Origin of the sequence: Burkholderia cepacia (assembly GCF_029962485.1) — a bacterium.
GTDB lineage: Bacteria > Pseudomonadota > Gammaproteobacteria > Burkholderiales > Burkholderiaceae > Burkholderia.
This window is the reverse complement of the sequence record NZ_CP073638.1, coordinates 2,587,872-2,614,222: the sequence shown is the minus strand read 5'-3', so window position 1 is coordinate 2,614,222 and position 26,351 is coordinate 2,587,872. Positions and strand designations below refer to the sequence as shown.

Sequence of the window (26,351 nt, the reverse complement as noted above, 5' to 3'; positions counted from 1 at the left end):
CACGGAACACGGAGCGAACTCCGCGCAGCACAATCTAGTGATGCGTGGCAACGCGGTCAATTTGACAAGAACGAAACTGTTCCATGAGCCTGTAGGACACCACGCCGCTCACGCCCCGAGCAACATCCCCTTGCGCACCGGCACCGTACCCGTCACGCGGCCGAGCGGTGCGCCGGCCGTCACGAAACGTATCGCGCGGCGCATGTAGAACACGCCGTCGGTACCGCTCGAAATCGTCGTGATCGCATCCGTCAGCGGATCGACGATATCGAACAGCGCATCGCCGGCGCGGATCGTCGCGCCGATCGCCGCGCGATGCACGAGGATCCCGCTCACCGGTGCGTAGAACTGCTCGCTGCCCGCGAGCGGCGTGGCCGGTGCGGCCAGCGGCGGCAGCGGCGTTCGTTCGCCGTGCACCGCGCCGCGCCACACGAGATAGTCGACGAGCGCGCCGGCATCGCGTTCAGCGTACTCATACGTCACGTCGCGCTGACCACGGCACTCGACCGTCACGGCCACCGTGCCGGCCGCCATCGGCGTGCCTTCCGGCAAATGCTGCCGCAACTGCGACCACAGCAGGTGATGCGCATCGTCGAACGCATGTCCGCCCGAATCCTCGGCGAGCAGCGACACCTCCGCACCGAGATAACGCGCGAGCGGCTCGATGTCCGGCCATGCGGTATCGCTCGTGTACACGTGCATCACTGCTTCGAGCGAACAATGCAGGTCGACCACGACGTCCGCGTCGTGCGACAGCTTCAGCAGTGCAAGCTGCAGCGCGTCGAATTCGGTACGCGGCGCGATGTCGTCGAGCGCCGCGCCGACGCATTCGCGCACGATCGCGCGATTGCGTTCGCCGTCGTCGCCGAGCCGGTCGCGCGCCCGCGCGGCGATCTCCGCGAGCGGCAGGAAGCCGCGATTGAAGTTGCGGCCGCTTGCGAGGTCGAAACGGCCGATGAACTGCCCGAGCAGATGATGATTGAGGCCGACCGGATTCGACACCGGCACGAGCACGATCTCGGCCGCGAGCCGGCCTTCGGCATCGAGCCGCGCGAGGCGCTGCTTCAGCACGAACGCCGCGAGCATCGCGGGCGTCTCGTCCGCGTGCAGTGCGGCCTGCAGGTAGATCTTGCGGCCGGAATCGGCCGGCCCGAAATGAAAGCTCGTCAGCGTGCGCTGCGTGCCGATCGACGGCGACAGGAGCGGCGTGGTGCGAATCTGCATCGATGATCTCGAACGGATGAAAACAGGGGAATCGGATGAATCGGCCTGCACGGCGCTCAGTCGCCGTACGGGTTGAAATCGAAGTACCGCTTGGCGATCCGGTCGTACGTGCCGTCCTTCAGCATCGACGCGATCGCGCCGTCGATCGACGCCTTCAGCACCGTATCGGATTGCCGCATGCCGATGCCGACGCCGCGATCGCCCATGTCGAGCGGTGCGCCAACGAACGCGAAGCCCTTGCCGCGCGGCTGGCGCAGGAACCCGTAGTCGGCTTCCACCGTGCCGAGCAGCGCAGCATCGAGGCGGCCGTTCACGAGATCGGCGAACACGTCGTCCTGGCTCTTGTACGGCACCACGCTCACGCCGGCCGTCGCCCAGTGCGCGAGCGCCCACGATTCGAACTGCGTGCCCGACTGCACGCCGACGCGCTTGCCGGCCAGCGATGCGGTCGTGCTGCCGAGCCCAAGGTCGGGCCGCGCGACGAGCCGCGACTTGAAGCGGAACAGCTTCGACGAGAACAGGATCTGCTTCTCGCGCTTCTCGGTGATTGCCATCGACGACAGGATCGCGTCGATCTTGCGCGCCTGCAGCGCCGGGATCATCCCGGAAAACTCGAGCTCGACCCACTGGCAGCGCAACTGCGCGCGGCGGCAGATCTCGTTGCCGAGATCGACGTCGAAGCCCTTCAGGCTGCCGTCGGGCGCCTTCGCGTCCATCGGCGGATAGGTCGGGTCGATGCCGAGCCGCACGACGTGCGCGTCGAGCGCAAACGCGGACGTGGCAGCCAGGCCAAGGCACAGGGAAACGAGCGGGGCGAGAAAACGTTTCATGGTCGACGGAGGGCAGGAAGAAGGGCAAACGGCATCAGCCGGACTGCCTGCGATCGTAGGCGGCACCGGCCGCCGCCGGAACCATCGACTGCCTTATCATGATCGGTATTTCCGATCACCGGCCTCGCCGCTTGCCCATGGCGTTCACGCTGTCCCAGCTCCGCATCTTCCAGGCCGTCGTCGAGCACGGCAGCCTGCGCGCCGCCGCACGCGCGCTCGATCTCGCGCAAAGCGGCGTCACGCAGCAGCTGCAGAGCCTCGAGGCGACGCTCGGCGCGACGCTGCTCACGCGCACCAATCGCGGGATCGTACCGACGGCCGTCGGCCAGCGGTTGCTCGCGCGCTCCGGTTCGATCCTCGGTGAATGCGAACAGGTCGAACGGGAAATCCGTCAGCTGAGCGGCGCGTACGAGGGCACCGTCACGCTCGGGCTCGTGACCGAGCCGCTGATCGACGCGTTCGCGCCGGTGCTGACCGCGTTTCGCGCGCGCTTCGACAAGGTCGACGTGCACCTGCGCACCGGCACGTCGCGGATGATGGTCGGCTGGCTGCGCGAAAGCGCGGTCGATTTCGCGATCGCGCTGGTCGCGAAGCAAACTGACACGACCGATCTCGCGGTCACGCCGCTGCGTGCATCGGCGCCGGTGGTCGTCTGCCGCCACGGGCATCCCGCGATGCACGCGCAATCGCTCGCCGAGCTGGCCGGCTACGCATGGGTTTCCACGCGCTCGCCGAACCTGAGCGCCGACCCGGTCGTGAACCGGCTGCTCGCCTACTTCGACGCGCACGGCCAGCCGCCGCCGAAAGTTCTCGCCACTGTCGAAGGAATGTTCGAGACGCTGCAGATCGTCACGCAGACCGATTCCCTCGCGCTCGAAACCGAGGCCATCACGCGCCACGGGCCGTTCGCCGGCGCGCTCGCGAAGGTGCCCGTGCGCGAGCAGGCCGAATCGCAGGACATCTGCCTGCTGCAGCGCGCGGCCGTGCCGCTGACGCCGGCCGCGCAGGAACTCGCAGCGATGCTCGCGTCGTACCTGCGGATGGTGCGCGGGCGGTAGGCACTCGGGGCCGCCCCGCCGCCCGCCTCGCGCGTCAGTCCAGCGACTCCTGGGCCGTCTCGCGCAGCATCGCGACCGCGATCAACGACAGCACCACGCACGCTGCCACGTAGCCGGCCGGCGCGAGCTTGCTGCCGGTCGTCTTCACGAGCCAGGTCGCGATCAGCTGCGCGGTGCCGCCGAAGATCGTCACCGCGAGCGCATACGCGATCGAGATGCCGGTCGCCCGCACGTGGCGCGGCAGCGACTCGCACATCAGCGCCATTTCCGATGCCGAGCCGAGCGAATAGAACAGCAGCATCAGCGCGGTCAGCGGCAGGATCACCGACAGCGTCGGGTGATGGTTCATCAGCCAGAACGCCGGGAACAGCAGCAGGACCAGCACGCCGCGACCGACGAAGATCGGCAGGCGCCGGCTGCCGAGCGTATCCGACAGCCAGCCGAACAACGGGCACGTCACCAGCATCACGCAGCCCGACGCGACGCCGACGAACATCGACAGCTTCATCGGCAGGCCGAGCGTGTGGATCGCGTAAGTCGGCATGTAGAACGTCAAGATGTAGGTCGACACCGTGCCGCCCATCACCGTGAGCATCAGCAGCAGCACCGTGCGCGTGTGCTTCGAGAACAGCTCGTGCAGCACGCCGCGCTCGATCCCGTGATGGCTGTCGCCGGGTGCGTCGTCCGCGAGCCGGCGGCGCAGATACATGCCGACCGGCGCAATCAGCACGCCGACGAGGAACGGCAGCCGCCAGCCCCAGCTTTCCAGCGCGTCCTTCGTCATCGTGTTCGACAGCAGCGCCGCGAAGCCCGAGCCCATCAGCGCGGCGCCGCCCTGCGTCGCGAGCTGCCAGCTGGCGCGGAACGCGCGGCGCGATGTGCCGCCCTGTTCGAGCAGCGTCGTCGTCGCCGCGCCGAATTCGCCGCCCTGCGAGAAGCCCTGCAGCAGCCGCGCGAACACGACGAGCAGCGGCGCGGCCACGCCGACCTGCGCATAGGTCGGTGCGATCGCGATCAGCCCCGTGCCGAGCGCCATCAGCATGATCGTCAGGTTCAGCGCGGCCTTGCGTCCCTTGCGGTCGGCGTAGACGCCCAGCACGACGCTGCCGAGCGGCCGCGTGAAGAAGCCGGCGGCGAACGTCGCGACCGACAGCAGCAGCGACGTGGTCGCGTCGCTCGACGGGAAGAACAGCTTGCCGATCAGCACCGCGAAGAACCCGTACACGGTGAAATCGAAGAACTCCAGCCAGTTGCCGATCACGGCCGCGGCGATCGCGCCGCGCCGCGTGACGGCAGGCGCGCCGGGCGCGCTGGTTTCGGCGGCCCCCGTCGACGCGGGGTGCAGCGCGAGATGGTCTTTCTGCATCGTTATCGTCTCCTCTCAATGCGGCCGGAAGCGCCGGCCGCGCGCCGCCGCCACGCTCACTGCCCGAGGTAACGCTCCACGAGACGCGTCCAGTACGCCGCGCCGATCGGCAGGTTGCGATCGTTGAAGTCGTACTTCGGGTTGTGCACCATGCAGCCGTCCTCGCCTTCGCCGTTGCCAAGCCGCACGAACGAGCCCGGCCGCTGCTGCAGCATGAACGCGAAATCTTCGCTGCCCATCAGCAGGTCGGACTGCTCGACCACGTGCGCGTCGCCGACGAGTTCGCGTGCGACCTGCGCGGCGAAATCCGTTTCGGCATCCGAATTGACGACGACCGGGTAGCCTTCGATGTACTCGACGTTGGCGGTTGCGCCATAGCTCGCGGCTTGCGTCTCGGCCAGCTCGACGATGCGGCGTTTGAGCAGCGCGCGGACTTCGGGGCTGAACGATCGCACGCTGAGTTCGAGGCGCGCGCCGTTCGGAATCACGTTGTTCGCGGTGCCCGCGTGCATCGAGCCGACCGTGACGACCGCCGGCTGCGCGGGGTCGACGTTGCGCGCGACGATCGTCTGCAGCGCCATCACGATGCTCGCCGCGACGACGACCGGATCGACCGTCAGGTGCGGCCGCGCCGCATGGCCGCCGACGCCCTCGATCGTGATGATCGCCTTGTCGCCGGCCGACATGAACGGGCCGCGCCGCGTGAGGAACACACCGGGAGCCGCGCCCGGATGGTTGTGCATGCCGAACACGGCGTCGCACGGGAAGCGTTCGAACAGGCCGTCGTCGATCATCTTCTTCGCGCCGCTGTCGACGCCGTGCTCTTCCGCCGGCTGGAAATACAGGTGCACGGTGCCGGAGAAGTTGCGCGTCTTCGCGAGATGCTGCGCGGCGCCGAGCAGCATCGTCGTGTGGCCGTCGTGGCCGCACGCGTGCATCTTGCCGTGCGTGCCGCTCGCATACGGCAGGCCGGTCGCCTCGACGATCGGCAGCGCATCCATGTCGGCGCGAATGCCGATGCTGCGCGTGCCGTCGCCTACGCGCAGCGTGCCGACGACGCCCGTCTTGCCGACCCCGCGCGTCACCTGCCAGCCCCATTGCTCGAGCTTGTCCGCGACGAGCGCGGCCGTGTCGTGCTCTTCGTACGCGAGTTCGGGATGGTGATGGATGTGGTGACGGATCTCGCGCAGCCCGCCGGCGGCGGGCATCAGATCCTCGATTGCGGTGAAGCGGACGTCGGTGGTCATCAAGCAGCTCCTGCTGATTGTCAGCGTGTCAGCCGCACGCGGACGGTGCGTGCGGGAAAGCGAGCCACTATATCGAGCCGATATCGGTTCAATAAGATGCGGAATTTTTCACCGCAATAAGATTTTTTAATCAGGGTTAGTACCGAGTCCGCGTCTTTCGCGGGGCCACTCAGCCCGTTTGCCCGAGAAACACGCGAATCTCGTCCGCGAGCCAGTCGCGCAACGCGCACACCTTCGGATCGTCCCGGCTGCCGATCCGGTACACCAGATCGTGCCCGCGCTCGGCCCGCAGCGCGTACTGAGGGAACGGCGCGACAAGACGCCCGGCGGCGACGTCGTCCGCGACGATCACGCTGCGCCCGAGCGCGATGCCCTCGCCGCGAATCGCCGCCTCGATCGCGATGCTCCCGTGGCTGTACGCCGGCCCGCGATCGCTGCGTGCGCTGCGGATGCCGGCGAGCGCGAACCACTGCTCCCAGTTCGCCAACATCCGGTCCTCGTGCAGCAGCGTGCAGCCGACGATGCGCTCCACCGAAGCGAGCCCGCCCATCTTCGCGCGATACGCAGGACTGCAGACGGGTGTCACCGTTTCTTCGAGAATCCGCTCGGCCAGCACGCGCGGATAGCGCCCGCTGCCGTACCGAATCGCGACATCGGCTTCGCCTTCGTTCAGATCCACATGCGTGTCGGTTACGTCGAGATGGATGTCGAGTTCCGGATGCAACGCCTTGAACCGGTGCAGCCGCGGTGCGAGCCACTTGTTCGCGAACGACACGCTCGCGTTGATCTTCAGCCGCGTGACGCTGTCGGGGCTATCGTGCGCGCGCAACCGGTCGGCTGCCTTCGTCAGGTCGCCCAGCGTGCGGCTCACGTCGAGCAGGAACGCAGCGCCGGCCTCGGTCAGCACGATGCGCCGCGTCAGGCGCTGGAACAGCGCGACGCCGAGATGGGTTTCGAGATGCTTGATGTGCCGGCTCACCGCGCCATGCGTGACGTGCAGTTCCTCGGCGGCCAGCGTCATGCTCAACAGCCGGCCGGTCGCCTCGAAGGCGCGCAGCGTTTGCAAGGGGGGAAGCCGGTCGAACACGATGATGTGACGCGTGAGTTGTACTCACGCATTGTATGTCGATAAATGGTTTGTCAGTGCCCGCGGCGGCTCGCAATATCGAAGCCACACGCAGAGGTCGATGGCCGTGCCGGCCGACGTCCCGCTTGCGTCCATGCCCCGCTTTTCCGTCATGCATCGCGACCGGAATCGCGGCTGCGCTTCATGCCTGAAGCCGCGACACCCGGCGCGCGCTTCGTCCGGGGCACGTATATGCCGGGTCGTGCCGCTCATCATGGATCATCTTCTTTTCAAGCTCGTTGCCACCCCGCTGCTGCTGGCCGCTGCCACGCTCGCCGCGCGCCGCTGGGGTGAAGCGATCGGCGGATTGCTGGTCGGATTGCCGCTCACGTCGGGGCCCGTTTCGGTGTTTCTCGCGCTGGAACACGGCCCTGCGTTCGCCGCGCATGCGACGGCCGGTTCGCTCGTCGCGACCGCCGGGCAGGCCGCCTTCTGTATCGCGTATTGCAGGCTGGCGAAACGCGGCTGGCCCGCCGCACTGGCCGGTGCGGCCGCCGCGTTTTCCGTCGTCGCGCTCCTGCTGAAGGCCAGCGCGTTGCCGGAAACCGGCCTGTTCCTGATCGCGATCCTCGCGGTCGCGCTCGTGCTGAGCGTCGTGCCCGCCGCCCCGGTCAGGGCCGCGCGGCTCGATCCGCCGCGCTGGGACCTGCCGCTGCGCATGGCGTTGATTGCAGGCCTCGTGGTGGGCGTGACGATGATCGCGCCGTATGTCGGGCCGGAAACGAGCGGCGTGCTGGCTTCGTTCCCGTTCATGGTGATCATCCTCGCGGTGTTCGCGCACCGGATGAGCGGCCCCGCGGCCGCGCAACAGCTGATGCGCGGGATGGCCACGGGGCTGCTCGGCTTCGCCGCGTTCTTCCATGTGCTGAGCCTGACACTCACGCGGCTCGACCTCGCGCCCGCCTACGGACTCGCGATCGTCTGTACGCTCGCGATCCAGGGCGTGTCGCTGTACCGGATGCGCGTGCCGGTCGCCGTGCCGATCGAGTAAGCCCGACTCGTCGGCGGGACGGCGTGTCGCGCCTGCCTGTCGACGTCTGTCGACGCCGCTATCGATGCCAATAGACGACGCCCTCGCCAGGCGCACGCACGCGCCGGCATCGGTCAGCCGCTCGCGCGGCCCGGGCAGCAGCGCGAACGTCTACGCTCAGTCGATCGCCTTCAGTGCATCCAGCCCGTCCGGCAGCTTCGCATCCGGGAACATCGTCGACAGCGTCGCATCGCGCCACCGCGCCGCTTCTTCCGCGCGCTGCGTTTCCGCCTGCTCGCACACGAACAGCGCATCGCCGCCGAGCAGCAGACGCAGCGGCACGTCGTCGCGGCGCGACAGGTCGACGATCAGCGTCGCGATCCGCACGGGATCGCCGGCCTCGTGGCCACCGTACGCGCCGAGCAGGTCGAGCATCGTCCCGACCGACGGCTGATAGTCGGGCAGCAGATCGTCGATGCCGCGCTTCGCCTCCGCCGCCCAGTCGGTACGCATCCCGCCCGGCTCGAGCGTGCACACGCGCACGCCGAACGGCGCGACTTCCTTCGCGAGCACGTCGCTGAAGCCGCCGACCGCCCACTTCGCCGCCTGATACGCGGACAACCCGGCCATCGACGTGCGCCCGCCGACCGACGACACCTGGAAGATGTGCCCCGCACGCTGCGCGCGCAGCGTCGGCAACACCGCGCGCGTCAGGTTGACCACGCCGAACAGGTTCGTTTCGATCTGGTCGCGGAAGTCGTCGGCGCCCATCTGCTCGAACGGCGCCGTATGGCCGTAACCCGCGTTGTTCACCAGTACGTCGATACGGCCGAACGCCGCACGTGCCGCCGCGACCGCCCGCGCGGCCGCCGCTTCGTCGGTGACGTCGAGTTCGACCGGCAGCAGCCGGTCGCCATAACGCTCGACCAGATCGGCCAGCCGCGCGGGATCGCGTGCGCCTGCCACCAGCCGGTCGCCCGCCGCGAGAACCGCTTCCGAAATCGCTCGCCCCAGGCCGCGCGCGGCCCCCGTTACCAACCAGACTTTCGACATTTTCCACTCCTTGATCGTGGTGAAATCACAAAATGAATGATTACTCACTCATTAATATGGGCGACGTACCGGTCCCTCATGACCTGCATCGCCCTGCCTAGCACTCACTTCCCGCCGCCGCCGCGCGCAACCGCACGTACCGCCACGACGGCAATGCCCGACTCACACCGCGTGCAGCACGGCCCACAACGCACGAAACCCGGATTCCCGGTATGCATCGGCCCGCGCCGGATCGCGCGCAATCGACTCCATCGCCGTTTCCGCGATCGACATGAACAGCGCCGCGCAGAACCCATACGCCTCGTCGCGGTTCAGCGCGCCCGACGCAGCAACCTGCTCGCGCAGCAATGCGTTGATTCCGCCGAAGCCTTCGGCGCCGGCCGCGCGATGCGCGTCGTCGATGCGCCCGCTCACGCCGAGTTGCTGCAGCGCGCGCCGCCCGTCCGGATTCGCGACGCCCCACGACACATAGCCGTTCCACGCATGCCGCACGGCCTGCTCGACCGGCGCGTGCTCCGGAAACCCGGTCACCATCGCCTCGCGCATCTCGGCCTTCAGGCTGAGGTAAAGCGCGTTCAGCAACGCATCCTTGGTCTCGAAGTACGTGAACACCGTGCCTTCCGCCACGCCGGCGAGCCGCGCGATGCGCGCGGTCGTCGCGGTCGCGCCATCCTCGGCGAGCGCGCGGGCGGCGGCGGCGAGGATGGCTTCGTGCTTGTCGGGGCTGCGCGGTCGGGCCACGTTCGATTCCTTTAATGAGTGAGCGCTCAATCATAATAGAGCGATCATGTGGAATGCAAGCCCTGTTACATCCGGGGGAACGCATACGCAAACCATCAAAACCGTGCACTATTAGCGTTTTCACGTACTGGTGCGTTCACGTATCGGCGCCCGGTGCCTCGATGTTCGTTTCACGTTCACCGTTTCAAACCGCGAACCTCCCATGACGAATCAGCCTACCCAGACCGCGGCCGACCGGCCTGTCGACATGATCATCTTCGGCGGCGGCGGCGACCTGGCCGCCCGCAAGCTGTTGCCCGCGCTGTACATGGCGCACCTGCACTGCAACCTTCCGCCCGAGACGCGCATCATCGCCGTCGGCCGCCGCGACTGGGGCATCGACGGCTATCGCGCGTTCATGGAGGAGCAGTCGCGCCCCTTCATCGACGAGAAGGCGTTCGACGCCGACGCGTGGAGCCGCTTCCTCGATCTCTTCAAGTACGTGCTGATCGACGTGAACGCGCCGGAAGACTACCTGCGGCTCGCCGAAGCGGCGCGCGGCGATGCGATCCGCGTGTTCTACCTGTCGACGTCGCCGGAGCTGTTCACGACGATCTGCGACAACCTGTCGGCCGCGCACCTCGTCGACGCGCGCTCGCGCGTCGTCCTCGAGAAGCCGCTGGGCCACGATCTCGCGTCGGCAAAGGCGATCAACAATGCGGTCGGCAAGCACTTCGAGGAATCGCAGATCTATCGGATCGACCACTATCTCGGCAAGGAAACCGTGCAGAACCTGATGGTCCTGCGCTTCGGCAACCCGATCTTCGGGCCGCTGTGGCAGGCGCCGAACATCCGCAGCGTGCAGATCACGGTGGCGGAAACGGTGGGCGTCGGCAGCCGCGCGGGCTTCTACGACCACACGGGCGCGCTGCGCGACATGGTGCAGAACCACCTGCTGCAGCTGCTGTGCATCGTCGCGATGGAGCCGCCCGTGTCGCTCGATCCGGACGCGGTGCGCGACGAGAAGCTGAAGGTGCTGCGCTCGCTGCGGCCGATGTCGCTGTCGGACGTCGCGCGCGACACCGTGCGCGGCCAGTACACGGCCGGCGCGGTCGACGGCCAGCCGGTGAAGGGCTATCTCGAGGAAGACAACGTGCCGGCGGAGAGCCGCGCGGAAACCTTCGTCGCGCTGCGCGCGCACATCAACAACTGGCGCTGGGCGAACGTGCCGTTCTTCCTGCGCACCGGCAAGCGGCTGCAGCGCCGCCAGTCGGAAATCGTGGTCGAGTTCGCCGACATGCCGTTCTCGATCATCCCGACCGGCCCGCGCCATTACGGCAACCGCCTCGTGATCCAGCTCCAGCCGGAAGAGTCGATCCAGTTGCAGATGCTCGCGAAGGAACCGGGCAGCGGGATGAACATGGTGCCGGTCAACCTGAACCTCGACCTGCAGCAGGCGATTCCGGAGCGGCGCGCGGAAGCGTACGAACGGCTGCTGATCGACGTGATCCGCGGCCGCCTCACGCACTTCATGCGTCGCGACGAACTCGAAGCCGCCTGGACGTGGGTCGAGCCGATCCTCGACGGCTGGAAGCAGCTCGGCGACCGGCCGCGCCTGTACACGGCCGGCACGTTCGGACCCGCCGCTTCGTCGGCGCTGCTCGCGCGCGACGGGATGTCCTGGGCCGAAGAGGCGTAACGGCTGCACGACGGCGTGCCGCCCGCGCGGCACGCCCGATCACGCGGGGCGTCACCGGCCCCGTCTTCCCCACGGGCCCGCGGCTACCGCGGCTCCATCCACGCGGCCTTGCGCCGCGCCGGCGCATCGCTGCTGCCACTGCCGCCGCCCAGCACCTCGATCATGTAGTCGACGAACGACGCGATCCGCGACGAGATCGCGGTATTGCGGTAGTACACCGCATGGATCGGCTGCTCGACCTCGAGCGTCTGGCGCGCGAGCACCTGCACGAGCCGCCCCGCTTCGCGATCCTGCGCGGTCATGAAATCCGACAGGCAGGCGACGCCCGCGCCCTCCAGCGCGAGCTGCCGCAGCGTCTCGCCGCTCGACGAACAGATGTCCGGCTCGATGCGGCACGCTTCGCCGTCGGTGCCGAGGATCGGCCACACGTTCAGCGATTCGGGCTGCGTGAAGCCGAGCAGCGAGTGCTTGTCGAGATCCTCGACCTTGCGCGGCTGGCCGTGCGCTTCGAGATACGCGGGGCTCGCGAGGATGCGCAGCCGGCTGTTGCCGATGCGCCGGCTGTGCAGCGTCGAATCCTTCAGCCGGCCGATCCGGATCGCGACGTCGGTGCGCCGCTCCAGCAGGTCGATGATGCCCTCGTTGCTGTTCAGCTCCAGCTCGACCTTCGGGAAGCGTTCGCGATAGCCGCGCACGAGCGGCACGATCACGTGCAGCATGAACGGCGTCGCGGCGTCGACGCGCAGCCGCCCCGACGGCATCTCGCGCCGCGCGAGCATCTGCTCCTCCGCGTTCTCGACCGATTCGATGATCGCGCGCGTGTCCTGCAGGAACGCACGCCCTTCCTCGGTCAGTTCGAGCCGGCGCGTGGTCCGGCGCAGCAGCGTGGTTTTCAGCTTCTCCTCGAGCCGCGCGAGCGTGCGGCTCGTCGCCGACACGGTGAGGTCGAGTTGCTGGGCCGCGGCGGTGATCGAACCGGTGTCGACCACGGCGGCAAAGGCCTGGAGTTCGTCGAGCGTGATCTTCATTGTTGATCTGAAATCAAAACTATTTGGTTTATAGACCAGTTTTTCCGCAAAAGTAAAGCCGGCACACTGCGATCCATCCTTACTGGAACCTGGATCCCATCATGCCACTCGCCCTGCTTGCGCTGACCATCAGCGCCTTTGCCATCGGCACGACCGAATTCGTGATCGTCGGGCTGATCCCGACGATCGGCGCCGATCTCGGCGTCAGCCTGCCGTCGGCCGGCCTGCTCGTCAGCCTCTATGCGCTAAGCGTCGCCATCGGCGCGCCGCTGCTCACCGCGCTCACCGGCCGCGTGCCGCGCAAGACGCTGCTCGCCGGGCTGATGGCGCTCTTCACCGTCGGCAACCTCGTCGCCTGGCAGGCGCCGAGCTACGAATCGCTGATCGTCGCGCGCGTCCTCACCGGCCTCGCGCACGGCGTGTTCTTCTCGGTCGGCTCGATCATCGCGACCACGCTCGTGCCGAAGGACAAGGCCGCCAGCGCGATCGCGACGATGTTCAGCGGGATGACCGTCGCGTTCGTCGCCGGGATTCCGCTCGGCACCTTCATCGGCCAGCACTTCGGCTGGCGCGCGACGTTCCTGATCGTCGCGCTGTTCGGCCTCGTCGCGTTCCTCGGCGCAGTCGCCTTCGTGCCGCGCGGGCTGCCGCAGACGCCGCCGGCGCCGCTCGCCCGCCAGCTGCGCGTGCTGGCCCAGCCGCGCCTGCTGCTCGTCTTCGCGATGACGGCCGTCGGCTACGGCGGCTCGCTGATCGCGTTCACGTACATGGCGCCGCTGCTCGAACAGATCGCCGGCTTCACACCGTCGCAGGTCAGCCTCGTGCTCGTCGGCTACGGCGTGTCGGTCGCGTTCGGCAACGTGTGGGGCGGCAAGCTCGCGGATGCCGTCGGCCCCGTGAAAGCGCTCAAGCGGATCTTCCTGCTGCTCGCGATCGTGCTGCTCGCGCTGACTTTCACGATCCACGTGAAGTGGCTCGCGGTGCTGACGATGCTCGCCTGGGGCGCAGTCGCGTTCGGCAACGTGCCGGGGCTGCAGGTGTACGTCGTCAAGCAGGCGCGCCACTTCGCACCGGACGCCACCGACGTCGCATCGGGCTTCAACATCGCCGCCTTCAACCTCGGCGTGGCCGGCGGCTCGTCGCTCGGCGGCCTGATCGTCGCGAACGTCGGCCTCGGCCACACGCCGTGGATCGCCGCCGTCGTCACGCTCGGCGCATTCGCGCTCACCGCACTGAGCGGCCGTCTCGACCGCCGCCACGGGCTGCCGGAACGCACGGCCGAACCCGTCGAACTCGCCCATTGAACGTCACTTTTTTGCAGGAGCCATTCAGCATGAACGCATCGACCCAACGTCCGCCGTTCGCCGGCAAGACATTCGAAGTCCGTTACGACGGCCTCACCGCGCTCAACGCGTACGACGAGGACGGCCTCCACATGCGCTACGAGATCACCGAAGGCCCGTACGCGGGCGCGAAGGGTGAAGTCGAATACACATGGCAGCCCGTCGCCGGCGACACCTACGCGATCTCGTGGCAGGAAGCCGACCGCGCGACGGTCGTGCACATCGACGATTTCGCCGCCGGCACGTCGCGCTCGTTCTTCACCGCGTCGTCGCTCGATTTCTACCGCCTCGAAGGCAGCCTGCACGCGGTCTGAACGGAGCCCGACATGTCCACTTCACTCGACAAACTCGCCGACGGCGGCTTCAGCGTCGGCATCGAGCTGCCGCTCGACAACGACTGGTCGCCGGCCGGCGACGCGAAGCGCCAGCACCAGGGCCGCCGCCCCGGCGTGCCCGACCTGGAGATCCACGCGGAGCTCGCGCAGCTGGCCGACACGCTCGGCTTCCGCGCGCTCTGGGTGCGCGACGTGCCGGTGTACGACCCGTCGTTCGGCGACGCCGCGCAGGTGTTCGAAACGTTCTCGTATCTCGGCTACCTCGCCGGCATCACGAACGACATCCTGCTCGGCACGGCGGCCGTCGTGCTGCCGCTGCGCGAGCCGCTGCTGACGCTGAAATCGGCCGCGACGATCCAGGAACTGAGCGGCGGGCGCCTGATGCTCGGCGTCGCGAGCGGCGACCGGCCGGTCGAATATCCGCTGTTCGGCCGCGACTTCGCGACGCGCGGCGCGAATTTCCGCGATCAGGTCGCGCTACTGCGCGACGGCGCGCGCGGACACCTGCCGCCCGGCCTCGACGTGCTGCCGGCCGCCCGTTCGCCGGTGCCGCTGCTCGTCGCGGGTCTCGCGCAGCAGACGCCCGCGTGGATCGGCGAGCACATGGACGGCTGCCTCGCGTATCCGGGCACGCCTGCCGACCACGCGCAGCGCGCCGCGAACTGGCGCGCGGTGGCCGGCGACAAGCCATACGTGAGCTTCATCCATCTCGACCTCGCGGAAGATCCGCACGAGCCGCTGCAGCGCCACCGCTTCGGCGCCCGTGCCGGCCGCCACGCGCTGACGGAAGAACTCGCGGCGATGCGAGACGCGGGCGTGCGGCACATCGGCCTGCATTTCCGCCGCAACCGCCGCCCGCTCGACGAGACGATGGCCGAGATCGCGTCGGACGTGCTGCCCGAATTCCATCCGAAGACGAACGCGCAGACGCGCGCCGCATAAGGCCGGCAACGGCCTTCGGCGAGCCCGCGGCACGATCAATATTTGAATTTAAATCAAATATTTTTGACCTCTAAAGGCGTTTATCTCATCAGTCTCAAGCGCCAGAATGACTCCCATACCGCAACCGTTCCACCCCTCCCAGGAGCACATGATGAGCAAGATTCCCGCATTCGGCCTCGGTACTTTCCGCCTGCAAGGCCAGGTTGTCATCGACTCGGTCCGCAACGGCCTCGACGTCGGCTACCGCGCGATCGACACCGCGCAGATCTACGGCAACGAAGCCGAAGTCGGCGAAGCGATCGCCGCATCGGGCGTGCGCCGCGAGGACCTGTTCCTGACCACGAAAATCTGGGTCGACAACTACGCCCCGGAAAAGCTGGTCGCAAGCCTGGAAGAAAGCCTGCGCAAGCTGCGTACCGACACCGTCGACCTGACGCTGATCCACTGGCCGGCCCCGGGCAACGGCGTGTCGATCCAGGCGTTCATGACGGCGCTGGCCGACGCAAAGGCGAAGGGCCTTACGCGCCAGATCGGCATCTCGAACTTCAACATCGAACTGACCAAGGAAGCGATCGCGGCCGTCGGCAAGGATGCGATCGCGACGAACCAGATCGAACTGAGCCCGTACCTGCAGAACCGCAAGCTCGTCGAATTCCTGAACGCCGAAGGCATCCACGTGACGTCGTACATGACGCTCGCGTACGGCAAGGTGCTCGGCGACCCGGTGATCGGCGCGATCGCGCAGCGTCACAACGCCACGCCGGCGCAAGTCGCACTCGCCTGGGCGCTGCAGCTCGGCTACTCGGTGATTCCGTCGTCGACGAAACGCGAGAACCTCGCAAGCAACCTGCTCGCGCAGACGCTGCGCCTGACCGACGACGACATGGCGCTGATCGCCGCGCTCGAACGCAACGGCCGCGAAGTCGACCCGGCCGGCCTCGCGCCGAAGTGGGACTAAACCCCGCCCCCGTATTCGACCCGTCCGCGGCCAGCCGGCCGCGGCACCGACAGGACACCATCATGACCCAAGACCCGCTTTTCCAACCGCTGCAATTCGGCGCGCTGACGCTGCCGAACCGCATCGTGATGCCGCCGATGACGCGTTCGCGCGCCAGCCAGCCGGGCGACGAAGCCAACGAACTGATGGCCGCGTATTACGCGCAGCGCGCGAGTGCGGGCCTGATCGTCAGCGAAGGCACCTACATCGCGCCGCTCGGCAAGGGCTACGCATGGACGCCCGGCATTCACACGCCGTCGCAAGTCGCCGGTTGGCGCAAGGTGACGGACGCCGTGCATGCCGCGCACGGCCGCATCTTCGCGCAGCTGTGGCACGTCGGCCGGTTGAGCCACACGAGCCTGCTCGGCGGCGCGCAACCCGTCTCGTCGTCGCCGATCCAGGCGAAGGGCGTGAACGTGTTCGTCGCCGGTGAAGACGGCAGCACACCGGGCTTCGTGCAGGCATCCGAGCCGCGCGCACTGTCCGTCGACGAAATCCGCGGGATCGTCGACCAGTACCGCGCCGCCGCGCGCAACGCGATCGAGGCCAGCTTCGACGGCGTCGAGCTGCACGGCGCGAATGGCTACCTCGTGAACCAGTTCATCGATTCGAACGCGAACACGCGTACCGACCAATACGGCGGCTCGCTGGAGAACCGGCTGCGCTTCCTGCGTGAAGTCACGCAGGCGCTGATCGACGGCACCGGCGACGCATCGCGTGTCGGCATCCGCCTTGCGCCGCTGACCACGCTGAACGGCTGCGTCGACGACGATCCGGAAACGACCTACCTCGCGGCCGCGACGCTGCTCGGCGAACTCGGCGTCGGCTACCTGCACATCGCGGAAGCCGACTGGGACGACGCGCCGCTGATGCCGGTCGCATTCAAGCAGCAACTGCGCGCCGCCTACCCGGGCGTGCTGATCTACGCCGGCGCGTACACCGCCGAGCGCGCACGCGAAGCGATCGCCGCCGGCTGGGCCGACCTCGTCGCCTTCGGCCGCCCGTTCGTCGCGAACCCCGACCTGCCCGAGCGCCTGCGCACCGGCGCCACGCTCACGCCGCACGACCGCAACACGCTGTTCGGCGGCGGCGCACAGGGCCTGACCGACTATCCGACGCTCGCGCAAGCCGCGGCGTAACGATTCACAGGAGTTCCTCATGAAAGCAACGCTCGCCCGGCTCGCGCTCGCCGCGATCCTGCCGTTCGCGGCCGCGCAGGCGGCCCACGCCGCGCCGTCCGCACCGGGTGCCGACTGGTATCCGTCCGTCTATGGCGCGAACGACGAAATCGGCGCGGCCAACCTGCTGACGCCCGACGTCATCAAGCAGGCCGTCGGCCTCGTGAAGGCCGGCAAGACCTATCCGCTGGCCGTGCCGGTGGACAAGAACCTGCCGGCGTTCCGCCATCGCAGCTTCCGCCTGTACAACGTGCAGGTCGGCCAGCAGGCCGGCAAGAGCCTCGGCCCGAACAAGTTCACGTTCAACGACGAGCTCGTCAACGCGTGGACCGGCGTCGGCACGCAGCTCAACGGCATCGGCCACATCGGCATCGACAACGTGTACTACAACGGCAACCAGGCGGCCGATTTCGTGACCGTCGACGGCGTGAAGAAGCTCGGCGTCGAGAAGGTGCCGCCGATCGTCACGCGCGGCGTCGTGCTCGACATGACCGCCTACTACGGCAAGCCGATCGTGCCGGGCGGCACCGAGTTCACAGTCGCCGACATCCAGGCCGTGCTGAAGAAGCAGGGGCTGACGCTGCGCAAGGGCGACGTCGTGCTGTTCAACACCGGCTGGCTGGAGCTGATCGGCAAGGACAACAAGCAGTTCCTCGAAGTCGAGCCCGGTATCGGCATGGCAGCCGCGAAGTGGCTGGCCGACCAGGGAATCGTCGCGTTCGGCGGCGATACGTGGGCGTCGGAGGTCTATCCGAATCCGCACACGCAGGACGAATTCCCGATCAACCAGTACATGCTCGCGAAGCGCGGCATCTACAACCTGGAGCTGATCGACAGCCGTGCACTGGTGCGCGACAAGGCGTGGGAATTCCTGTTCGTGCTCGGCCAGCCGCTGTACGTCGGCTCCACGCAGGTCAACATCAACCCGGTCGCGATCCGCTGATCGCGCATCCGCCCCCCGACAATCGCGGCCGCTATCGCCGCGATTGTCATTTCCGCATTGCAGCCTGCGGATTCGGCGTCTAACGTTGACGGGATCGACTCCGCACGACCGTCACCCGACCTGAAAGGACGCCCCGCCATGCCAAGCAGCTCCCCGACACGCGACATGCTGCTGGCCGTTGCGGCCGGTCTTTCCCTGACGGCGTTCACCGCGCCCGCGCAGGCTGACGAGGCCGCCGGCCTCACGCCGCCGGCGCCGGCCACGCCGGTGCTGGCGACCACCGCGACCGGCGCGCAGATCTACTCGTGCGAATACGATGCCGACCACCGGCTCGCGTGGGCCTTCCAGCGCCCGGAAGCGATGCTGTTCGACGGCAGCGGCACGCTCGTCGTGCGGCACGGCGCGGGGCCGTCGTGGGAAGCGCTGGACGGCAGCCGCATTACCGGCAAGAAACTCGCCGAAGCGCCGAGCGCGAGCCCGGCCAGCATTCCGCAACTGCTGCTCGCGGCGACGCCGGCCGCCACGGGCACGCTCGCCGGCGTGCGCTTCGTGCAACGGCTCGACACGGCGGGCGGCACGCCGCCGGCCGCGACGTGCGCGACCGAGCATGCGGTCGGCCGCTTTCCGTACTTCGCGCGCTACGTGTTCCTGAAGTGACGTGCGCGGCTTCACAGGCACCGGGCATCACCCCCGTGCCTTCCGTCACGCTTCCATTTATTCAGCTTTCCCGTCTTTCATGCGTGGACGCGTGAAATCACCGACACCTTCTTTCCGGCGACTCAGCGTACCCGCATCGACACCACGCATGCGCTCGCCTGCGAGCTGATCAGGACGACGCTCACGTCGGGCGGCAAGGCGTTCGCCGAAACCGCGCGCACGCCGGCGAAAATCGACGCCTGTTCGACCGCGATTGCCGACATGTTCTGCGCGTACCTTGCGCATCTCACGGGTGATTGACGCGACGAGGGCCGGAACGAGCGCGAGCGCAGCCGGCGCGCGGCACCGGTATCATCCGGGTGCCGCCGGCGCTCGGCCGCGCATCGCGTCGTACGCCGCCGTTTTCACGCGCGTGCGCAGCCCCAATGAAAGATATTCGTAAGACTCAATGCCTCACCCGCTTCCGCCCTGCCCGCCGACCCCGCATTCAAATAGTCGCCTTAACGGATTCGAACTAGGCGTATACACGCGTGTCGTCGCAACGAAGCCCCGTTGCACGCCGATATAAGCGCTGCGACATGCGCTGCATGCTCTTCCCCCGATGGGACGTGATGGGCGGCTCGCCTAACCTTCGCTACGGCAAAGCACACGTGACGGGGTCGACCACACCACGCGTCGTCCGACGCGACACCCTCGCGATCGTTTCGATTCACACGTAACGACACGCATCACGCGTCATTCGTCCCCACGACGTTGCCGACAAATCCCAACTAGATTCGAGACACCCTGACGACGGTTCGCTACGGGCCGTTTCAGCATGCTGATAAAGGAGCAAGCTCATGAGTGATACCCCGGTGCAGCCGACGGTCGACGTCGGCTCGGCAGAAACGGACTTTGGCACCAAGGGAGTCATCGACCGGTACTTCGGCATTTCGTCGCGCGGCAGCACGCAACGCACCGAGATCGTTGCCGGCGTCACCACCTTCCTCGCGATGGTCTATTCCGTGTTCGTCGTGCCCGGCATGTTCGGCAAGGCGGGCTTCGACACGAGCGCCGTGTTCGTCGCGGTCTGCCTCACCACCGCGTTCGGCTCGCTGCTGATGGGCCTGTGGGCGAAGCTGCCGATCGCGATCGGCTGCGCGATCTCGCTGACCGCGTTCACCGCGTTCGGCCTGGTCCTCGGCAAGGGCCTGCATCCGACGGTCGCGCTCGGCGCCGTGTTCCTGATGGGCCTCGTGTTCACTGGCATCTCGGTCACCGGCGTGCGTTCGTGGATCCTGCGCAACCTGCCCGCGGGCGTCGCGCACGGCACGGGCATCGGCATCGGCCTGTTCCTGCTGCTGATCGCGTCGAACGATGTCGGCCTCGTGATCAAGAACCCGGGCGCCGGCCTGCCGGTCTCGCTCGGCCAGATCACCGCACTCCCCGTCATCATGTCGGTCGTCGGCCTTGCCGCGATCTTCGGCCTCGAGAAGCGTCGCGTGCCGGGCGGCATCCTGCTCGTCGTGATCGCGATCTCGATCTTCGGCCTGATCTTCGATCCGGCCGTGAAGTACCACGGCATCTTCGCGCTGCCGTCGCTGAGCGCACCGGGCCACGCATCGCTGATCGGCGCGATGGACATCAAGGGCGCCCTGTCGATGGCCGTGCTGCCGAGCGTGCTGGCGCTGGTGATGACTGCCGTGTTCGACGCGACCGGCACGATCCGCGCCGTCGCCGGACAAGCCGGCCAGCTCGACGAGAACGGCCGCATCATCAACGGCGGCCGCGCACTGACCGCCGATTCGATCAGCTCGATCTTCTCCGGTTTCCTCGGCGGCGCACCGGCGGCGGCCTACATCGAGTCGAGCGTCGGCGTGGCCGCCGGCGCGAAGACGGGCCTCGCGGCCGCCGTCGTCGGCCTGCTGTTCCTCGTCGTGATGTTCTTCTCGCCGCTCGCGGGCCTCGTGCCGTCGTACGCCACCGCACCGGCGCTGATGTACGTCGGCCTGCTGATGCTCGGCAGCGTGAGCAAGCTGCACATGGACGACATGGTCGATGCGATGTCGGGCCTTGTGTGCGCGGTGTTCATCGTGCTGACCGCGAACATCGTGACGGGCATCATGCTCGGCTTCTCGACGCTCGTGATCGGCCGCATCGCCAGCGGCGAATTCCGCAAGCTCAACGTCGGCACCGTGCTCATCGCGGCCGTGCTCGTCACCTTCTATCTCGGCGGCTGGGCCATCTGAGCGCGAGACATGCGCGACGTCGCCTGCAGAAGGGCGGCGCGCATCGGGACGACAACGTCTCCTCCACCATCATCGTTGATGGTCTCCAAGCCTGGGAACGCGAGTTTCCAGGCTTTTTTTGTGCGTGCGGCGCAGCATGATGCGCGTCGCCGAAACGGCGCGACGCAAATCCGCGCCCGGTGCTACGATCGCGCTTTTGCCCCTTCAGGAGCCGCGATGAACGCGCTCGGCATCGTCTCCGAATCGAGCACCCGGACCTCGGCGCGCAAGCCGCCGTTCATTCCGTCGTTCGGGTTTCACGAAGTGCATGAATCGCAGCCGATCGGCGCGCCGCCCACGCGCATCATCGACGCCGTCGCATCGCTCGACATGCGCGCCGATCCCGTCATCGACGCGCTGATGATGGTGCGCGAATTCCCGGCCGCCGTCGCCGGCGTGCTTCGCAACGGGCCGGTCCGCCCCGAACGCGCACGCTTCGGCTTCGACTCGTTCACGCTGCTCCACCGCGACGACACGTCGCTGTCGCTCGGCCTCGTCGGCCGCTTCTGGCGTCCGACACCCGACGTGCGCACGATCGCCGATGCAACGGCCTTCGTGCGCCACGACGACCCGCTCGATGCGAAGCTGGTGCTTCGCTTCGAGGTCGTCGGGCTCGCATCGGGTGCGCACATGCTGCGCACCGAAACCTTCGTTCATTGCCCGAGTGCACGGGCGCGCTGGCTGTTCACGCCGTACTGGCTCACGATCCGGCTGGGAAGCGGCTGGATCCGGCGCCGGACGCTGGCGGCGGTCGAGATGACGCTGGCTTAGGCGCAATCCATCGGAACGGCTTGATCACGGCCAGCCCGACGACGAGCGCGGTCGCAGCCACAATCGCGACCGCTGCCGGCCCGAGCCACGATGTCGGCACGACGACGAGATCGTCGCGCTCCATGCGCCGCAGCGTGCCGTGCAACGCCGATAGCGCGACGACGACCGCAAGCTTCACCGACAGCCACGCCGCACCGAACCGGTAACCGCTCAACGCGATCGCGATCTCCGTGATCCAGACGATCGCGAGAGCAGGTGCCGTCACCTCACCGTGCGATCCCGGCGCAGCACTGCTCAATGCGCGGCGAGGTTCGCGATCCTGAAGCATCAAACCGCCGCCCCCTTTCGCGGCAACCGGACCCGACCGATGACTCGCATCCGCAACCCCCTGAACATCGCGCAGCTCCAGGCGTTCGTCTCCGCCGCGCACCTCAAGAGCCTGCGCGCCGCCGCGCGCGAACTCGGCGTCACGCAGCCCGCGATCACGCACACGATCCGCGAACTCGAAACGGCGCTCAACGCGGAGCTGCTCGCGCGCAGCGTGCGCGGCGTCGAGCTGACCGCGTGCGGTCAGGCGCTGCTGCCGCGCGCCGAGCAACTGCTCGGCGACATCCGCCGCACGGTCGAGGCCGTCGAGCACGTGAAAGGCGAGATGTCGGGGCGCGTCGCGGTCGGCACGATGCCGTCGATCGCGCTGACCGCGCTGCCACATGCGGTCACGGCCTTCCGCCAGTCGATGCCGAACGTGAGCCTGCATCTGGAGGAAGTGACGGTACCCGACGCGCTCGCGCAGTTGCGCAACGGCACGCTCGACATCGCTGCAATGCACCATGTGCCCGCGCTCGACCGCGATTTCACGCAATCGCCGCTGCTGTCGACCGAATTCACGATCGTGATGCGCGACGGTCACCCGCTCGCGCATGCGCGCCGTCTAGAGGAACTGCTCGATGCCGAGTGGATCGTCACCGTCGGCGCCGAGCAGTTTCCGCACAGCGTGATGGTCGGGATGTTCGAGGCGCACGGGCTGCCGCTGCCGAAACGTCTGCTGCGCTCGCCGATGTCGTTCGCGGTGACGCTCGGGCTCGTCGCGCGCTCGGACGTGATCGGCTGCTTCACGCGCCCGCTGGCCGAGATGGTCGCGCCGCTCGGCATCCGCACGGCCGAACTCGAAGAAAGCATGCCGCGCTTCGACCTGTCGATCATCGCGCGGCGCGACCTGCTGCCTACGCCCGCCGTCACGCAATTCGTCACGTGCCTGCAACGCGCGGTCAACGAAACGCTCGGCTGAATCGTTCCTGTGTCTGAAACGGCGGCGCCCGCAACGCGCCGCCGCCGGGCCCGGTATCGGGGCTTGTCCTAGGCGCCCTGCCGGTATTTTGTCTTGATAATCTTGCGCACGTCGCGCGCCCGCATCGGGTGGGCGAAACGGACTGTCCGACGCAAAGCCGCGGCGGACCGAAGGCTTACGGCGCGGCACAACCGCGCACCCATCGAACAAAACGAGGAGTCACCTGGTGAAAAAGATTCTTGCGGCTGTGACCGTTGCCCTGCTCGCCGTATCGGCTGGCGGCGCGTATGCGAAGGACTGGTCGACCGTGCGGTTCGGCGTCGACGCAAGCTACCCGCCTTTCGAATCGAAAGGCGCTGACGGCAAGGTTGTGGGTTTCGACGTCGATCTCGGCAACGAAATCTGCCGCCGCATGAACGCAAAGTGCGTGTGGATCGAAAACGATTTCGACGGGATGATCCCGGCGCTGAAGGCTCGCAAGTTCGACGGCGTGCTGTCGTCGATGTCGATGACGCCGGCGCGTCAGGAACAGATCGCCTTCTCGGCGAAGCTGTTCAACACGCCGACGCGCCTCGTCACGAAGAAGGGTGCCGGCCTGATGCCGACGGCTGAATCGCTGAAGGGCAAGTCGGTCGGCGTCGAGCAGGGCACGATCCAGGAAACCTACGCGAAGACGTACTGGGCCTCGAAGGGCGTGAACGTCGTGCCTTACCAGAACCAGGACCAGGTCTACGCCGACCTGATCTCGGGCCGTCTGGACGGCGCGCTGCAGGACGCGGTGCAGGCCGAGATCGGCTTCCTGAAGACGCCGCGCGGCGCGAGCTTCGATTTCGCCGGCAAGGATATCGACGATCCGAAGACGCTCGGCAACGGCGCCGGCATCGGCCTGCGCAAGGAAGACGCCGACCTGAAGTCGAAGATCGACGGTGCGATCGCCGGCATGCGCAAGGACGGCACGTACGACAAGATCGCGAAGAAGTACTTCGATTTCGACGTCTACGGCAAGTAATACGGCCAGCCGGCGCACCACGCGCCGCAACCGAACGGGCTCCGCAAGGGGCCCGTTTTTTTTGCGCGCGCGGCGGGCGCAATGTTATTTTTTCCGCGCCAACCCGATGATTCTCAACGGAAAACCGTGTGTTCCGGTACCGGTTTGATGGCGACGACGCAGGCAACGTACAATCGTCGTTCCACGCACACCGGACATTCGCGGCTGCGCCGCACTCCCCTCATCATGCAAACGCAGACCCATCCGCTGATTTCCCCCGCCGTCGGCACCGAACGCCAGATCACGAGCTTCCACTACGGCCCGCGCGGCGGCAAGAAGGTCTACATCCAGTCGTCGCTGCACGCGGACGAACTGCCCGGCATGCTGGTCGCCACGCTGCTGCGCCGCAAGATCGCCGCGCTCGAGACGGCCGGCAAGCTGCGCGGCGAAGTCGTGATCGTGCCCGTGCCGAACCCGATCGGCCTGTCGCAGCACGTGTTCGGCGATCACCTCGGCCGCTTCGAGCTCGGCTCGATGCAGAACTTCAACCGCAATTTCTACGATCTCGCAGCGCTGGTGCTGCCACGCGTCGAACACCACCTCACGAACGACGCGCAGCGCAACCTCGTCGCCGTGCGCGCCGCGATGCGCGAAGCGCTCGACGAGCAGAAGCCGCGCACCGAGCTCGATTCGCAGCGCCTCGCGCTGCAAAAGCTGTCGTTCGACGCCGACATCGTGCTCGACCTGCATTGCGACAGCGATGCGGTGATGCACCTCTACACGAATCCCGACCTGTGGCCGGACGTCGAGCCGCTGTCGCGCTATCTCGACGCACAGGCGTCGCTGCTCGCGCTGAATTCGGTCGGCAATCCGTTCGACGAAATCCACAGCTTCTGCTGGTCGGATCTGCGCAACCGCTTCGGCGACCGCTTCCCGATCCCGAACGGCGCGATTTCCGTCACGGTGGAACTGCGCAGCGAACGCGACGTGTCGTACGAGCTCGCCGAAAAGGATGCGCAGGCGATCGTCGAATACCTGACCGAGCGCGGCGTCGTCGACGGCACGCCGGCGCCGCTGCCGCCGCTCGCGCATCCGGCCACGCCGCTCGCGGGCACCGATCCGCTCGTCGCCCCCGTATCGGGCGTGATCGTGTTCCGCACGCCGGTCGGCGCGATGATCGAGGTTGGCCAGGCCGTGGCCGACATCGTCGACCCGCTGACCGATCGCGTCGTCACGCTGAAGAGCAGCGTATCGGGTGTGCTGTACGCGCGCCAGATCGTGCGTTTCGCGACAGCCGGCATGGAAGTCGCGCGAATCGCCGGCGCGACCGCGATCCGCACGGGCTCGCTGCTGTCGGCCTGAGCGGCCGGCCCGCGCGCCGGGTCACGGCGCGTACTGCGCGCTCCCCGCACGCACCAACGAAATCGCCCGCTTGCGCGGGCGATTTGCTTTCCGGAGAACGCATCGGCGACCGGCGCTCGGCCGCCGGCCGTTCAGCGTGAAGACCGATCAGAACGCCGGCACGATCGCGCCGCCGAACTTCTGGTCGATGAACTTGCGCACGTCGTCCGATTCATAGGCCGCGACGAGCTTCTTCACCCACGGCTTGTCCTTGTCCTGCGCGCGCACGGCGATCAGGTTCGCATACGGCCCGCGCAGGTCCTCGATCGCGATCGCATCCTTCACCGGCGTGAGCCCCGCTTTCACCGCGTAGTCGGTGTTGATCGACGCGGCGTCGACATCGGGCAGCGCGCGCGGCAACTGCGCGGAATCGAGTTCGACGATCTTGATCTTCTTCGGGTTCTCGGCGACGTCGAGCGGCGTCGCGTTCACGCCGTTCGTGCCGACGCCCGGCTTCAGCTTGATCACGCCGTATTTCTGCAGCAGCAGCAGCGCGCGGTTGCCGTTCGACGGATCGTTCTGGATCCCGACCTTCGCGCCCACCGGCAAATCCTTCAGCGACTTGATCTTCTTCGAATAGAAGCCCATCGGCGCCGTATAGGTGAGCCCGACGTTCACGATCTTGTAGCCGCGCTGCTTGATCTGGCTGTCGAGGAACGGCTGGTGCTGGAAGCCGTTCGCGTCGAGGTCGCCGGAATCGAGCGCCGCGTTCGGCTGCACGTAGTCGTTGAATTCGATGACCTTGATCGCGAGCCCTTCGCGCGCGGCGACCTTCGTCACTTCGGTCCAGATCTGCGCGTCGGGGCCGCTCATCGTGCCGATCTTCAGCGTTTGCGAATCGGCGTGCGCGCCGGGCGCCGCGAATGCCAGTGCGGCAGCAAGCGCGCCGAGGCCAGTCAGGAATGAACGTCGCATGGTGT

General features: G+C 67.5%; 25 protein-coding genes and 1 pseudogene. 16 read left to right on the top strand and 10 right to left on the bottom strand.

The window, feature by feature from the left end; all coding sequences use genetic code 11:
- Positions 1–108: 108 nt before the first annotated feature.
- Both KEC55_RS28240 and KEC55_RS28235 read right to left on the bottom strand, forming a co-directional pair.
- On the bottom strand, positions 109–1,224 hold the full coding sequence (locus tag KEC55_RS28240; RefSeq protein ID WP_282508398.1) for a succinylglutamate desuccinylase/aspartoacylase family protein: 1,116 nt from the start codon (positions 1,222–1,224) through the stop codon (positions 109–111).
- A gap of 56 nt (positions 1,225–1,280) precedes the next feature.
- Entirely contained in the window at positions 1,281–2,054 is a 774-nt protein-coding gene (locus KEC55_RS28235; protein WP_282508397.1) for a transporter substrate-binding domain-containing protein, read from the bottom strand.
- A 137-nt stretch (positions 2,055–2,191) separates the two neighbouring features.
- On the opposite strand from KEC55_RS28235, the gene KEC55_RS28230 reads away from it, so the two are divergent.
- Entirely contained in the window at positions 2,192–3,112 is a 921-nt protein-coding gene (locus KEC55_RS28230) for a LysR family transcriptional regulator (RefSeq protein WP_282508396.1), read from the top strand.
- A gap of 34 nt (positions 3,113–3,146) precedes the next feature.
- Here the strand turns inward: KEC55_RS28230 and KEC55_RS28225 are convergent, their stop codons facing one another.
- From KEC55_RS28225 to KEC55_RS28215, 3 genes are all read right to left on the bottom strand, one after another.
- Complete coding sequence (locus tag KEC55_RS28225) at positions 3,147–4,478, bottom strand: MFS transporter (protein ID WP_282508395.1); 1,332 nt, start codon at positions 4,476–4,478, stop codon at positions 3,147–3,149.
- Positions 4,479–4,534: 56 nt separating this feature from the next.
- A complete protein-coding gene (locus KEC55_RS28220) occupies positions 4,535–5,725 on the bottom strand; it encodes a M20 aminoacylase family protein (protein WP_282508393.1) in 1,191 nt (396 codons plus the stop codon).
- Between the two features lie 169 nt (positions 5,726–5,894).
- On the bottom strand, positions 5,895–6,791 hold the full coding sequence (locus tag KEC55_RS28215) for a LysR substrate-binding domain-containing protein (RefSeq protein ID WP_282508391.1): 897 nt from the start codon (positions 6,789–6,791) through the stop codon (positions 5,895–5,897).
- 274 nt (positions 6,792–7,065) lie between these two features.
- On the opposite strand from KEC55_RS28215, the gene KEC55_RS28210 reads away from it, so the two are divergent.
- A complete protein-coding gene (locus KEC55_RS28210) occupies positions 7,066–7,842 on the top strand; it encodes a hypothetical protein (protein WP_282508389.1) in 777 nt (258 codons plus the stop codon).
- Between the two features lie 156 nt (positions 7,843–7,998).
- Here KEC55_RS28210 and KEC55_RS28205 read toward each other — a convergent pair whose 3' ends face one another.
- Both KEC55_RS28205 and KEC55_RS28200 read right to left on the bottom strand, forming a co-directional pair.
- Positions 7,999–8,874: an SDR family NAD(P)-dependent oxidoreductase gene (locus tag KEC55_RS28205; RefSeq protein ID WP_282508387.1), complete on the bottom strand. Its 876-nt coding sequence runs from the start codon at positions 8,872–8,874 to the stop codon at positions 7,999–8,001.
- A gap of 162 nt (positions 8,875–9,036) precedes the next feature.
- Positions 9,037–9,615: a TetR/AcrR family transcriptional regulator gene (locus KEC55_RS28200; protein ID WP_282508385.1), complete on the bottom strand. Its 579-nt coding sequence runs from the start codon at positions 9,613–9,615 to the stop codon at positions 9,037–9,039.
- 202 nt (positions 9,616–9,817) lie between these two features.
- Here KEC55_RS28200 and zwf point away from each other — a divergent pair, with 202 nt between their 5' ends.
- Positions 9,818–11,293, top strand: a complete 1,476-nt coding sequence (gene zwf / locus KEC55_RS28195) for a glucose-6-phosphate dehydrogenase (RefSeq protein WP_282508383.1) — start codon at positions 9,818–9,820, stop codon at positions 11,291–11,293.
- 83 nt (positions 11,294–11,376) lie between these two features.
- Here the strand turns inward: zwf and KEC55_RS28190 are convergent, their stop codons facing one another.
- The gene (locus tag KEC55_RS28190; protein WP_282508382.1) at positions 11,377–12,321 is read right to left on the bottom strand and encodes a LysR family transcriptional regulator; all 945 of its coding nucleotides are present in this window, start codon (positions 12,319–12,321) and stop codon (positions 11,377–11,379) included.
- Positions 12,322–12,422: 101 nt separating this feature from the next.
- Here KEC55_RS28190 and KEC55_RS28185 point away from each other — a divergent pair, with 101 nt between their 5' ends.
- The 10 genes and pseudogenes from KEC55_RS28185 (at position 12,423) to KEC55_RS28140 (ending at position 21,754) form a co-directional block, all read left to right on the top strand.
- Positions 12,423–13,625 carry an MFS transporter gene (locus KEC55_RS28185; RefSeq protein WP_282508380.1) on the top strand — a complete coding sequence of 401 codons (1,203 nt, stop codon included), beginning with the start codon at positions 12,423–12,425 and terminating at the stop codon, positions 13,623–13,625.
- A gap of 29 nt (positions 13,626–13,654) precedes the next feature.
- On the top strand, positions 13,655–13,978 hold the full coding sequence (locus KEC55_RS28180; RefSeq protein ID WP_282508378.1) for a MoaF-related domain-containing protein: 324 nt from the start codon (positions 13,655–13,657) through the stop codon (positions 13,976–13,978).
- 12 nt (positions 13,979–13,990) lie between these two features.
- Positions 13,991–14,941: an LLM class oxidoreductase gene (locus tag KEC55_RS28175; protein ID WP_282508376.1), complete on the top strand. Its 951-nt coding sequence runs from the start codon at positions 13,991–13,993 to the stop codon at positions 14,939–14,941.
- 151 nt (positions 14,942–15,092) lie between these two features.
- The gene (dkgB, locus tag KEC55_RS28170; RefSeq protein WP_282508375.1) at positions 15,093–15,899 is read left to right on the top strand and encodes a 2,5-didehydrogluconate reductase DkgB; all 807 of its coding nucleotides are present in this window, start codon (positions 15,093–15,095) and stop codon (positions 15,897–15,899) included.
- A 62-nt stretch (positions 15,900–15,961) separates the two neighbouring features.
- Positions 15,962–17,077, top strand: coding sequence for an alkene reductase (locus KEC55_RS28165; RefSeq protein WP_282508373.1), 1,116 nt, complete (start codon positions 15,962–15,964; stop codon positions 17,075–17,077).
- Between the two features lie 19 nt (positions 17,078–17,096).
- Complete coding sequence (locus KEC55_RS28160) at positions 17,097–18,059, top strand: cyclase family protein (protein ID WP_282508371.1); 963 nt, start codon at positions 17,097–17,099, stop codon at positions 18,057–18,059.
- A gap of 138 nt (positions 18,060–18,197) precedes the next feature.
- On the top strand, positions 18,198–18,716 hold the full coding sequence (locus KEC55_RS28155) for a DUF3455 domain-containing protein (protein WP_282508370.1): 519 nt from the start codon (positions 18,198–18,200) through the stop codon (positions 18,714–18,716).
- Positions 18,717–18,854: 138 nt separating this feature from the next.
- Positions 18,855–19,016: pseudogene (locus tag KEC55_RS28150) on the top strand (TetR/AcrR family transcriptional regulator); the annotation flags it as partial.
- A gap of 539 nt (positions 19,017–19,555) precedes the next feature.
- The gene (locus KEC55_RS28145; protein ID WP_059238711.1) at positions 19,556–20,944 is read left to right on the top strand and encodes an NCS2 family permease; all 1,389 of its coding nucleotides are present in this window, start codon (positions 19,556–19,558) and stop codon (positions 20,942–20,944) included.
- Between the two features lie 216 nt (positions 20,945–21,160).
- Positions 21,161–21,754 (top strand): hypothetical protein, encoded by a 594-nt coding sequence (locus KEC55_RS28140; RefSeq protein WP_282508367.1) that lies wholly within the window; start codon positions 21,161–21,163, stop codon positions 21,752–21,754.
- Here KEC55_RS28140 and KEC55_RS28135 read toward each other — a convergent pair.
- A complete protein-coding gene (locus tag KEC55_RS28135) occupies positions 21,684–22,019 on the bottom strand; it encodes a hypothetical protein (RefSeq protein WP_282508366.1) in 336 nt (111 codons plus the stop codon). The genes KEC55_RS28140 and KEC55_RS28135 overlap by 71 nt on opposite strands.
- Before the next feature lie 102 nt (positions 22,020–22,121).
- On the opposite strand from KEC55_RS28135, the gene KEC55_RS28130 reads away from it, so the two are divergent.
- The 3 genes from KEC55_RS28130 (at position 22,122) to KEC55_RS28120 (ending at position 25,392) form a co-directional block, all read left to right on the top strand.
- The gene (locus KEC55_RS28130) at positions 22,122–23,042 is read left to right on the top strand and encodes a LysR family transcriptional regulator (RefSeq protein WP_282508365.1); all 921 of its coding nucleotides are present in this window, start codon (positions 22,122–22,124) and stop codon (positions 23,040–23,042) included.
- A 226-nt stretch (positions 23,043–23,268) separates the two neighbouring features.
- Positions 23,269–24,051: an ABC transporter substrate-binding protein gene (locus tag KEC55_RS28125; RefSeq protein ID WP_282508364.1), complete on the top strand. Its 783-nt coding sequence runs from the start codon at positions 23,269–23,271 to the stop codon at positions 24,049–24,051.
- 225 nt (positions 24,052–24,276) lie between these two features.
- On the top strand, positions 24,277–25,392 hold the full coding sequence (locus KEC55_RS28120; RefSeq protein WP_176047618.1) for a succinylglutamate desuccinylase/aspartoacylase family protein: 1,116 nt from the start codon (positions 24,277–24,279) through the stop codon (positions 25,390–25,392).
- Between the two features lie 147 nt (positions 25,393–25,539).
- On the opposite strand, the gene KEC55_RS28115 is transcribed toward KEC55_RS28120, so the two are convergent.
- Positions 25,540–26,346, bottom strand: coding sequence for a MetQ/NlpA family ABC transporter substrate-binding protein (locus KEC55_RS28115; protein ID WP_176047619.1), 807 nt, complete (start codon positions 26,344–26,346; stop codon positions 25,540–25,542).
- Between the last annotated feature and the right edge of the window lie 5 nt (positions 26,347–26,351).